Here is a 10,980-nt window from a genome sequence, read left to right as displayed (position 1 = left end):
ACGAATTGCTTGATTCAGTTGTTAAAGAGCGGCTGGTTAAGATCTTTCGTCTCAACCGAGGCGCGCATTCTACAGCAGCCTCATTTGCTGTCAAGTGATTATTTTCAGAAGTTCTCGAAGAATTCTTCAACAACTTCAACCACTTGCGCCTTCGATCTCTCGTTAGCGGGAGGCGAATTCTACAGCGTTACACGCTGCTGTCAACACCTCTTTTTCAACTTCCTTTTGGCTTCGATGAACTGAAGCAACCTGCTGCCGAAACCTACATAACTCATTGTTTACCAAGGAGTTTTCCGTTTCGACTGCGCCGGAAGTGGGGCGAATTATAGACTTCTGAAATCTGCCGTCAACTCCTAATTTGGTTTTTCTATCAAAGGCGCTGGAAACTTCAAAATCCGCCCTTTATAAAAACGTCAGAAGGATAGTTGAGCAATATATTGCCCATTCTCAAACAGTTAAGCATCATAGCGCCCATGCTTCTTTTACTATGACTTTGGACAAACACTCCCAAATGACCACCTCCCCCCGCAGCCTGGGCGCGACATTGTTCCCCATTGGCCTGCTGCTGATCGCCATGGCCTCCATCCAGTCCGGCGCCTCGCTGGCCAAGACCATGTTCCCTATCGTCGGGGCACAGGGCACCACGGCACTGCGCCTGATTTTTGCCAGCGTGATCATGCTGTTTCTATTACGCCCATGGCGCGCCACGTTGACGGCAAAGTCCCTGCGAACGGTGATCATCTATGGAATGGCATTGGGCGGCATGAACTTCCTCTTCTATATGTCCCTGCGCAGCGTACCTTTGGGAATTGCGGTCGCCCTGGAATTCACCGGCCCGTTGGCTGTCGCTATCTATGCCTCTCGACGCGCAGTCGACTTCCTGTGGATTGCCCTGGCGATCATCGGCTTGCTCTTGCTTATCCCACTGGGCGAAGCGAGCAGCGGGATCGATCTAGTGGGAGCGAGCTACGCTCTGGGTGCCGGGGTCTGCTGGGCGCTCTACATTCTGTATGGTCAGAAAGCCGGTAATGACAACGGCGTGCAGACCGCCGCCCTTGGCGTAATGATCGCAGCCTTGTTTGTTGCCCCTATCGGCATCGTCCATGCAGGCAGCGCATTGCTGACCCCCGCGTTGATCCCTATCGCCATCGGTGTGGCCATTCTGTCCACCGCTCTGCCCTATACCCTGGAAATGGTCGCACTGACCCGCCTTCCCGCCCGCACCTTCGGCACGCTCATGAGCATCGAACCAGCGTTTGGCGCCTTCTCCGGCCTGTTGTTCCTGCACGAACACCTGTCATTCGCGCAGTGGCTGGCGATCATTTGCATCATCTTGGCCTCCGTAGGCGCAACGGTGACGATGCGCAACGACTCAAAACCGCTGGTTCCAGCCGATTGAAGCCTGTTTGAATGTAGCTCTGGCATTTGGCGCTCATTTAGGCCATGTTTAAGCGGTCAACAAATGTCATTCATGGAGAACTCCGACAAGGACAGCGCTAACGCGACACCCGAGAGCGAGTAGAGCCGCCTGTAGCACTGCAGGGTGGCTATTAAGGATAGGAATGAAGCGAATTTTTATACTGTTAATGGTCATGGCGATTGCCGGTTGTGCCGCGACCACCAAGACAGAAGTGAAACGTGGCAAAAAAGGGCTGCATATCAACTGTTCCGGCCTGTCTTCTTCCTGGGACCAGTGCTACACCAGCGCAACCAACTCTTGCGGCGCCAAGGGCTATCGGGTTATCGCAAAGTCCGGTGACAACTCCGAGGAACCAGGGGACTACCCCTTCGGCCTCAATCCTGCCGGCTATACCAGCCGAAGCATGATCGTCATCTGTAAATAGTTGCTCGAGCAGTCATCCCCTGACTGCTCCTATTAAATTCCAGATACAAATCCAGCCCTTCGCGGCGCTGCGTCTAAACTCCTGCTCGACTATCGAGCCAACGGAGTTCCCATGACGCACAACAAGAAAATCGTATTGGTAGTGGGCGCCGGTGACGCAACCGGCGGCGCCATTGCCAAACGCTTTGCCCGCGAAGGCTATGTGGCCTGCGTGACACGCCGCAGTGCCGACAAACTGCAGCCACTGGTAGACAGTATTCAAGCTGCAGGCGGCGAGGCCCATGGGTTTGCCTGCGATGCACGTAAGGAAGACGACGTCATCGCACTGATCGAAAACATCGAAACCAACCTGGGCCCCATCGAAGCCTTCGTGTTCAACATCGGCGCCAACGTCCCGTGCAGCATCCTCGAAGAAACCGCGCGCAAGTATTTCAAGATCTGGGAGATGGCCTGTTTTTCGGGCTTCCTGAATGCACGCGAGGTGGCCAAGCGCATGGTCACGCGCAATCGAGGCACCATTCTGTTCACAGGGGCCACCGCAGGGTTGCGCGGTGCGGCAGGTTTTGCTGCATTCGCCGGGGCCAAGCACGGAATTCGGGCGCTTGCGCAGAGCATGGCGCGGGAATTGGGCCCCAGGAACATCCACGTCGCCCATATCGTGGTCGACGGCGCCATCGACACCGACTTCATTCGCGACAATTTCCCGCAAAAATACGCGCTCAAGGACCAGGACGGCATCCTCAACCCCGAGCACATCGCCGATAACTATTGGTACCTGCATAGCCAGCCACGCGATGCCTGGACCTTCGAACTGGACCTGCGCCCCTGGAATGAACCCTGGTGAGCACGCCCCATAACAATAAGCAGCGAGCATCGACCATGAGTAAAACCTTGGAATTCTTCTTTGACCTCGGCAGCCCTGCCACCTACCTGGCCTACACTCAACTGCCGGCGTTGTGCGCGGCAACCGGTACGCAGTTGGTGTACAAGCCCATGCTGTTGGGCGGCGTGTTCAAGGCCACCGGCAACGCCTCTCCAATCACCGTTCCCGCAAAAGGTCGCTACATGTTTGATGACCTTGCACGTTATGCCCGTCGCTACAACGTGCCGCTCCAGTTCAACCCGCATTTTCCCATCAACACCCTGGTATTGATGCGCGTGATCACCGGCGTCCAATTGCACCACCCTGAACGTTTCCAGGACGTTGTCGATTGCCTGTTCCGCGCGCTCTGGGTCGATGGCCGCCACTTGGGAGACCCCACTGTGGTGGCTGCCGTGCTCACCGAACACGGATTTGACCCGGATGAGCTGCTGGCACTGGCTAATGAAGAACGTGTAAAGGCTGCCCTCAAAGACAACACCGAACAGGCCGTTCAACGCGGCGTGTTCGGTGCACCCAGCATGTTTGTAGGCAAACAGTTGTTCTTCGGTCAGGACCGTCTGGATTTCGTGCGTGAAGCCTTGAGTTAGATCTCGATCGCCAAGCGCCCTTGCGCGCCGCCTGCGAGCAGATCGTAAGCGGCGTTTGCACTGTGCAAATCGAATTGATGCCCGTCCATGATCGGCTTGAGCTTGCCGGCATCGATCAACCGCGCGGCCTCGGAAAGGATCTGCCCGTGATGTTCACACCCTTTTGCAGTCAACAACGGTAACAAGGTAAACACGCCAGAGTAGCTCGCCCCACGAAAGGACAACGGCGCCAGGCTGTGTTGCCCCCATCCCAGGCAACTCACTACGTGACCGTGATAGGTCTTGGCCGCTCGGAAGGATGCATCCAGCGTCTCCCCGCCGACGGTGTCATACACAATGTCGAAACCTTCGCCCGCGGTGTACTGCGCGACATAGGCTTCAACCGTCTGCTGCTGATAATCGATGAACGTCGCGCCAAGCCCCTCGATGACCGAGCGATGCCTGGCAGAGCCTGTGGCATACACCTGCGCGCCGTAAGCAAGCGCCAATTGCACCGCGACATGCCCTACCCCGCCAGCACCACCCTGGATCAACACTTTGTGTGCAGAACCTACCTGAGCCCGGTCCACCAAACCCTCCCAAGCCGTAATCAACACCAGCGGCAACACCGCCGCTTCACGCATGCTCAAGGTCGCGGGTTTCTTCGCCAGCAAGCGCGCATCAACTACCGCATATTCCGCCAGCGAGCCCTGTGCGCCGCCAATCCCGGTTGCCAACGCATACACATCATCGCCAACCTGCCACCCACCCGCGCCAGGGCCGACGGCTTCAACGGTGCCCGCCAAGTCCATCCCGAGTACCGCCGGCAGAGGTTGGCGCGCATGAGCAGCCTGGCCTGCGCGAATTTTGCCGTCCAATGGGTTAAGGCCACTGGCGCGAATCCGAACCAGCACTTGGCCAGCGCCGGCCACTGGCTTGGGCATTGTCGTCAGCCGAAACGGCGCATCCACGGCGTCCACAATCAAAGCGTGCATATCAGTCATGTTGGCGATCTCGTGTCATAGGAGGATGAAGCCCATGATCCGTCTGCCGACTCATGCTGATAAGACGCTAAAAAGCTATAGTGCTCATGCCCATTTGGCATGGTTCGGACAGCTCATGGACAAACTCAACGCAATGGCGATTTTCGTTCGGGTAATTGAACGCGGCAGTTTTTCCGCCGTCGCCCGGGAAATGCAGACCACCCAGCCCACCATCAGCAAAATACTGCGCGCCCTGGAAACCGAACTGGGCGGCAAGTTGATTGCCCGCAGTACGCGCCAACTGTCTCTGACCGACGAAGGTCAACGGTACTACAGCCATTGCCGTGAAATCCTCGCCGCCGTGGACGCTGCCGAACACAGTTTCCAGACCGGCAAAGAGGCGATCGCCGGTCCCTTGCGCATCGGTTCGTCGGTCAGTTTCGGGCGCCTGCATATTGCTGCACGCCTCAGCGATTTCCTGCAGCAATACCCGGACGTGCAGGTGGACCTGCAACTCAACGATCACCTGCAGGACATGGTCAGCGAAGGCCTGGACGTGACTCTGCGAATTGGCGAATTGCGCGACAGTGGCTTGATTGCACGACAGATCGGTACCACCCACCGCGTCACCCTGGCCAGCCCGGACTACCTGGCCCGCCATCCCGCGCCGCAAACCCCGCATGAGCTCAGCCAGCACAACTGCCTGCTCTTCAATCTGCTCAGCAGCCAGAACCAGTGGGTGTACGAAAAGGAGGGCACGCGACACAGCGTGCGCATCACCGGCAACGCCCAGAGCAACAACTCCGAAGCGGTGCGGGAAATGGTGTTGACGGGGCTCGGCATTGCGCTGTCGCCCCTATGGTTGTTCTACGACGATTTGAAGGCCGGCCGCGTGGTCGCACTGTTGCAGGACTACACCGCGCAGTCGCTGCCGATCCATGCGGTGTCGGCGCCCAACCGTCGCCAGTCAGCCCGGGTCAAGGCATTCGTCGACTATATGGCCGACGCCCTGGCCCAGGCCCCTGAACTGCAGGCGATCAAATAGCCGCAGTGCGTACCTGCAACCACTCAAGCGCAGCACCACTGAGTAACGGGCTTAACCGCGCACGCACCTCAGCGTGGTAAGCGTTGAACCACTCGCGCTCGTCCGCCGTCAGCAGCGCGGGCTCCAGGCAGCGCGTATCGATCGGGCACAAGGTCAGGGTTTCGAACTTCAGGAACTCGCCGAACTCAGTCTTGCCGGCTTCGCGGTTGAGCACCAGGTTCTCGATGCGCACACCCCAACGTCCCGGACGGTAGGTGCCCGGCTCAATGGAAGTGATCATCCCCGGCTGCATCGCCGTTTGCGGCGCCGTGGCGGCCTGATAGGCAATCACTTGCGGGCCTTCATGCACATTGAGGAAATAGCCTACACCGTGCCCGGTGCCGTGGCCGTAGTCCACGCCTTCCGCCCAGATCGGCGCGCGGGCAATGGCGTCCAGCAGTGGTGACAGGATCCCTTTCGGGAAGTGTGCACGGGACAAGGCGATCACGCCCTTGAGTACGCGGGTGCAGTCACGCTTCTGCTCGTCACTCGGCGTGCCGATAGGCACCATCCGCGTGATATCCGTGGTGCCGCCCAGGTACTGGCCACCCGAGTCAATCAGCAACAAGCCATCACCTTCGATCAGCGCATGCTCTTCTTCAGTGGCATGGTAATGCGGCATTGCGCCATTGGCGTTGTAGGCTGCGATGGTGTTGAAACTCAGCGATACATAACCGGGCCGACGGGTGCGCGCAGCAGTCAGGTGTTCGTCAATGGTCAGTTCGGTGATACGTTCACGACCCAACGCACTGTCCAGCCAGGCGAAAAATTCGCACAGCGCCGCGCCATCCTGCTCCATGGCTTGGCGGATATGTTCCGCGTCGGCAAGACTCTTGCGGGACTTGGCCAATGTGGTCGGGTTAAGCCCTTCGACCAGCTTGACGCCAGCATCCAGGTTTTCCAGCAGGCCAGCGGTGACGCGCGCCGGGTCCACCTGCAAGCTGGCGCCCGTAGGCACCGCGCGCAACGCGTCAGCCACTTCGCTGTAGTCGCGCAGCGTCACGCCATCCTGCTCCAGCACCGACCGCAGCTCACCATCGACTTTGCTCAGCGCCACGAACAACGTGGCTTGCTGCTGATTGATCAATGCAAAGGACACAAACACCGGGTTAAAGGAAACATCACCACCGCGCAAGTTGAACAGCCAGGCGATGTCATCCAGGGTTGCAATGAAATGCCAATCGGCGCCCTTCTCTTTCAAGGCGGCGCGCAGTGAGGCGAGTTTTTCACCACGGCTGACAGTGGCCTGCGGTGGCAAATGTTGATAGATCGGCTGGTTCGGCAATGCCGGGCGGTCTTTCCAGACTTCATCCAACAGGTCGACATCCGTACGCAGTCGGGCGCCACGCTCTGCCAACTTGCCACCCAGGGTTCGCGCCGACGCCACAGCCATGACTGCACCGTCCACCGCGACGACACCCCCTTCCGGTGTTTGCTCGGCCAGCCACTCCAGTGGCCCGGGTTGGCCCGGCTGCAGCTTGACCAGTTCGATGCCGCTGCCCTTGAGTTCCTTGGTCGCCTGTTCCCAGTAACGGCTGTCGGCCCACACACCGGCGAAATCCGCAGTGACAATCAGCGTCCCCACCGAACCATGAAACCCCGACAACCATTGCCGCCCCTGCCAGTAACCCGGCAGGTATTCGGACAGGTGCGGGTCGGCCGACGGCACCAGCAGGGCGTGGATGCCCTCGCGGCTCATCAGTTCACGGGTATGCGCCAGGCGCTGGGGAACCGTTCCATGGGTCAAAGGCTGCGTACTCATTGTGTCTCCTGCTAACCACGAATAATTATTATGTGTTGCGATAAATGAATCAGACCGCCCAGAAGGCCGGTGCACTGGCCAGGGCTGACTTGATCAACTGCACCGCCTGGTCAATATCCTGTTCGGTGGTAAACCGGCCCAGGCTCAAGCGAATGGTACGGCCGGCGCTGCGTGCATCATGGCCCAGGGCGAGCAGCACATGGGACGGCGCGTTACTCGCCGAATTGCAGGCGGACGTCGCAGAGAACGCGATCCCCGCGCTCAACGCAGCGGCATTGAATTCGCCTTCACTGAACGTGAGGCTCAGGGTGTGTGGAATACGTTGCGTGGCGCTGCCATTGAGGCGCACGCCGGCCACCGACGCCAACTGGTCCAGCAGGCGCTGGCGCAGAGCCACGATCACCGCCTTTTCTTCGGCAAAAGACGCCGCCGCCAACGCAAACGCGGTGCCCATGCCGGCAATCTGATGCGTTGCCAAGGTGCCGGAGCGCAGGCCGCCTTCGTGACCGCCGCCGTGAATCTGCGCCAACACCTTCTGCTGCGCCCGCGGGCCGACATACAAAGCGCCGACACCTTTGGGGCCATACAATTTGTGGGCCGAAAACGACATCAAGTCCACCGGCCACTGCGCCAGGTCGATCGCCACCTTGCCCGCCCCCTGCGCCGCATCCACATGCAACAACGCACCGTGCTCACGCACGCGAGCGCCGATGGCCGGGATGTCGTTGAGGGTGCCCAATTCGTTATTCACCAGCATCAGCGACACCAGGAAGGTGTCCTCGCGCAAGGCTTCACTGACAGCATCGGCGCTGATCAGGCCTTCGGCATCCGGCACCAGGTAGGTCACGGCCACGCCCGCTTCCTGCAGTTGTCGCGCGGTATCCAGGGTGGCCTTGTGTTCGATCTGGCTGGTGATGATATGCCCACCCGCCACACCTCGCGCCTGGGCCACGCCCTTGATCGCAAGGTTGTTGGATTCGGTGGCGCCGGAAGTCCAGACGATTTGTTCCGGGTTGGCACCGACCAACTCGGCCACCTGACGACGCGCCTGTTCGACCGTGTGCCGCGCCGCCTGGCCGAACGCGTGGGAACTGGACGCAGGGTTACCGAAGTTGGCATTGAAGCCCAGACACTCGACCATCACCTGGATGACCCGCTCATCCACCGGGGTGGTGGCGGCGTAGTCGAAATACAGCGGACGTTTATTCATGACATTGAAAACTCGCAGAGCAGGTTCCCGAGAGCAGCGTCTCAGGGGCACGGACCGGGACAGAGGTCGTCAGGTTTAACCGATCGAATGCCATTAAAGAAGGACCACTTTATGTAAATGTGCGTAGGAACGCTCCTGAAATTCAGCTTAACAGGCTGAAGTCGCCCCATGGAAAACAAAAAGCCCGAGGTTCCTTAAGGGAAACCTCGGGCTTTTTGCCGTCGGACGCAGGCTCAACTGGGACGACCATGCAGGGTCACACTGCGTTCGGCGTTCATTTCGCCTTGGCGATCAAAGCCGAAGGGTCTCTGTGGCTGGCCGGTGAGTGCAGCGCGCTGCTGTTGATATTCATCAAATGACAAACCACGACGACTCAACGCTTCCAGGGCCAACTGTTTGGTTTCTTCGGCCGTGTAAGGGCGCATCTCTGGCGATGGATGGGTCGCACATCCAGCAAGGACAGCACTGACAATCAATAAGGAAACAGCGAGGAATCGGTTCATGGCGGTGGCCCTGCAAAGGAGGTTTCGAGTCAATGAACACAGGCTACTCCCGCCCTCGCGCAGGGAAAAATCACCTGCCGTGATAGTTGCTATCAACCGCTGAAGCACCTTCGATAGCGGCGCTTTCATATTCCTTTAAGATCTATAAATATGGAAATACGTTCATTTACGGAATAAAAGTAACCCTCTATAAATGATGCTGCACGGCGACAGCACTGTTGCCCACGCAACTGTTTCGCTAGCAACAGTCATTCAACAAATCACCAGGCAGCCAACACCCGCACTTTTCAGCAGTGAGCCTGCAACCCACGCCGTTCAAGGCCTGCACCCGTTGGTACAGCTCTTGCTCAACCGGTTGTACCCCTTTGCTAGAACCACTGTTGAAAAAGGAACTGTTCATGACCCGTCCCCTGAATGTCGTCGCCCTCTCCGGCGGAACCTGGCGTCCGTCCCGCACCCTCGTACTGACCCAGGCTGTACTGGCTGAAATCGCTACGTTGCTGCCGATCGAGACCACCCTGATCGAACTGGGCGACATCGCTCGGCCTCTCGGCGGCGCGTTGTCGCGCGATGAGTTGCCCGCCGATGTCGAGGCGCAACTGTTGGCCATCGAACAGGCCGACCTGCTGATCGTCGCGGCGCCGATCTATCGCGGTTCCTACCCAGGTTTGCTCAAGCATTTGTTCGACCTGATCGGCCTCAATGCGTTGGTCAACACACCCGTGCTCCTGGCTGCAACCGGCGGCAGTGAACGTCACGCGCTGGTCCTCGATCATCAGTTGCGTCCGCTGTTCAGCTTCTTCCAGGCGCTGACCCTGCCCGTCGGCGTGTACGCCACCGAGGCGGACTTCACCGACTACCAAATAACCAGCGACCTATTAAAAGCCCGTATTCAACTGGCGGCAGAACGTGCAGCACCGTTGTTCACTGCGCACGCCCCCTCTCTGCTGAAAATCGCTTAAGGATTTGTCATGGATGTTTTCTGGTTCCTGCCCACTCACGGCGACGGTCATTACCTGGGCACCACACAAGGTGCAAGGCCGGTCACTCTCAATTACCTGAAGCAAGTCGCACAGGCGGCTGACAGCCTGGGTTACCACGGCGTGCTGATTCCTACCGGGCGCTCGTGCGAAGACTCCTGGGTCATCGCCTCGGCGCTGGTGCCGTTGACCGAACGCCTGCGTTACTTGGTGGCCATTCGTCCGGGCATCATCTCGCCCACCGTGTCGGCACGCATGGCGGCGACCCTGGACCGCCTGTCCAACGGCCGCCTGCTGATCAACGTGGTGACCGGCGGCGACCCCGACGAAAACCGCGGCGACGGCAGCTTCCTTGACCACAGCGAACGCTACGAAGTCTCCGACGAATTCCTACAGATCTGGCGCCGCGTATTGCAGGGCGAATCGGTAGATTTCGAAGGCAAACACTTGCGCGTACAGAACGCCAAAGCGCTTTATCCGCCGGTGCAGAAGCCTTATCCGCCGCTGTATTTCGGCGGTTCTTCCGATGCCGCCCACGACCTCGCCGCCGAGCAGGTCGATGTGTACCTGACCTGGGGCGAACCGCCGGCCGCCGTCGCGGAAAAACTTGCGGATGTGCGTGAGCGCGCCGCACGCCACGGGCGCACCGTGAAATTCGGCATCCGCCTGCATGTGATCGTGCGCGAGACCGAAGAGGACGCCTGGAAAGCCGCCGACAAACTGATCGAGCACATCAGCGACGAAACCATCGCCGCCGCGCAAAAATCCTTCTCGCGCTTCGATTCCGAAGGCCAGCGCCGCATGGCCGCCCTGCATGACGGGCGCCGCGACAACTTGGAAATCGCCCCCAACCTGTGGGCCGGCGTCGGCCTGGTGCGCGGTGGTGCCGGCACCGCGTTGGTCGGCAACCCGCAGCAAGTGGCCGAGCGCATCAAGGAATACGCAGACCTGGGGATCGAGAGCTTCATCTTCTCCGGCTACCCGCACCTGGAAGAAGCCTATCGCTTCGCCGAGCTGGTGTTCCCGTTGCTGCCGGAACCCTACGCCAGCCTTGCCGGGCGCGGCGTCACCAACCTCACTGGCCCGTTCGGCGAAATGATTGCCAACGACGTACTGCCGACGACAAAGGCCTGAACCGCTGCCCTTCTGTAGGCGCCGGCTTGCCA

11 protein-coding genes are annotated in these 10,980 nt (G+C 59.4%); 7 read left to right on the top strand and 4 right to left on the bottom strand.

Annotated features, from left to right (window positions below):
• The first annotated feature begins 511 nt into the window (after window positions 1-511).
• The 4 genes from rhtA to BMZ57_RS28340 all read left to right on the top strand — a co-directional run bounded on the left by rhtA (window position 512) and on the right by BMZ57_RS28340 (window position 3,313).
• Entirely contained in the window at window positions 512-1,399 is an 888-nt protein-coding gene (gene rhtA / locus BMZ57_RS28355; protein ID WP_010211573.1) for a threonine/homoserine exporter RhtA, read from the top strand.
• Window positions 1,400-1,562: 163 nt separating this feature from the next.
• Complete coding sequence (locus BMZ57_RS28350) at window positions 1,563-1,844, top strand: hypothetical protein (protein WP_021492088.1); 282 nt, start codon at window positions 1,563-1,565, stop codon at window positions 1,842-1,844.
• 111 nt (window positions 1,845-1,955) lie between these two features.
• Window positions 1,956-2,687 carry an SDR family oxidoreductase gene (locus tag BMZ57_RS28345; protein WP_010211576.1) on the top strand — a complete coding sequence of 244 codons (732 nt, stop codon included), beginning with the start codon at window positions 1,956-1,958 and terminating at the stop codon, window positions 2,685-2,687.
• A gap of 35 nt (window positions 2,688-2,722) precedes the next feature.
• On the top strand, window positions 2,723-3,313 hold the full coding sequence (locus tag BMZ57_RS28340; protein WP_010211578.1) for a 2-hydroxychromene-2-carboxylate isomerase: 591 nt from the start codon (window positions 2,723-2,725) through the stop codon (window positions 3,311-3,313).
• Here BMZ57_RS28340 and BMZ57_RS28335 read toward each other — a convergent pair.
• Complete coding sequence (locus tag BMZ57_RS28335; protein WP_069673173.1) at window positions 3,310-4,296, bottom strand: zinc-dependent alcohol dehydrogenase family protein; 987 nt, start codon at window positions 4,294-4,296, stop codon at window positions 3,310-3,312. The genes BMZ57_RS28340 and BMZ57_RS28335 overlap by 4 nt on opposite strands.
• A 115-nt stretch (window positions 4,297-4,411) precedes the next feature.
• On the opposite strand from BMZ57_RS28335, the gene BMZ57_RS28330 reads away from it, so the two are divergent.
• Window positions 4,412-5,320 (top strand): LysR family transcriptional regulator, encoded by a 909-nt coding sequence (locus BMZ57_RS28330; RefSeq protein ID WP_042571648.1) that lies wholly within the window; start codon window positions 4,412-4,414, stop codon window positions 5,318-5,320.
• Here the strand turns inward: BMZ57_RS28330 and BMZ57_RS28325 are convergent.
• The 3 genes from BMZ57_RS28325 to BMZ57_RS28315 form a co-directional block, all read right to left on the bottom strand.
• Window positions 5,313-7,121: an aminopeptidase P family protein gene (locus BMZ57_RS28325; protein WP_069673174.1), complete on the bottom strand. Its 1,809-nt coding sequence runs from the start codon at window positions 7,119-7,121 to the stop codon at window positions 5,313-5,315. The genes BMZ57_RS28330 and BMZ57_RS28325 overlap by 8 nt on opposite strands.
• 49 nt (window positions 7,122-7,170) lie before the next feature.
• Window positions 7,171-8,331: a cysteine desulfurase family protein gene (locus BMZ57_RS28320; RefSeq protein ID WP_010211582.1), complete on the bottom strand. Its 1,161-nt coding sequence runs from the start codon at window positions 8,329-8,331 to the stop codon at window positions 7,171-7,173.
• A 233-nt stretch (window positions 8,332-8,564) separates the two neighbouring features.
• Entirely contained in the window at window positions 8,565-8,834 is a 270-nt protein-coding gene (locus tag BMZ57_RS28315; protein WP_021492092.1) for a hypothetical protein, read from the bottom strand.
• Window positions 8,835-9,232: 398 nt separating this feature from the next.
• On the opposite strand from BMZ57_RS28315, the gene msuE reads away from it, so the two are divergent.
• Together msuE and ssuD are read left to right on the top strand one after the other, a co-directional pair.
• A complete protein-coding gene (gene msuE / locus BMZ57_RS28310; protein ID WP_010211584.1) occupies window positions 9,233-9,796 on the top strand; it encodes an FMN reductase in 564 nt (187 codons plus the stop codon).
• Between the two features lie 9 nt (window positions 9,797-9,805).
• Window positions 9,806-10,948 (top strand): FMNH2-dependent alkanesulfonate monooxygenase, encoded by a 1,143-nt coding sequence (gene ssuD / locus BMZ57_RS28305; RefSeq protein ID WP_010211585.1) that lies wholly within the window; start codon window positions 9,806-9,808, stop codon window positions 10,946-10,948.
• Window positions 10,949-10,980: the final 32 nt, after the last annotated feature.

Source organism: Pseudomonas simiae, from assembly GCF_900111895.1.
Classification (GTDB): Bacteria; Pseudomonadota; Gammaproteobacteria; order Pseudomonadales; family Pseudomonadaceae; genus Aquipseudomonas; species Aquipseudomonas simiae.
Note: the sequence above shows the minus strand (reverse complement) of the source record. Positions and strands in the feature narration are given on the sequence as shown.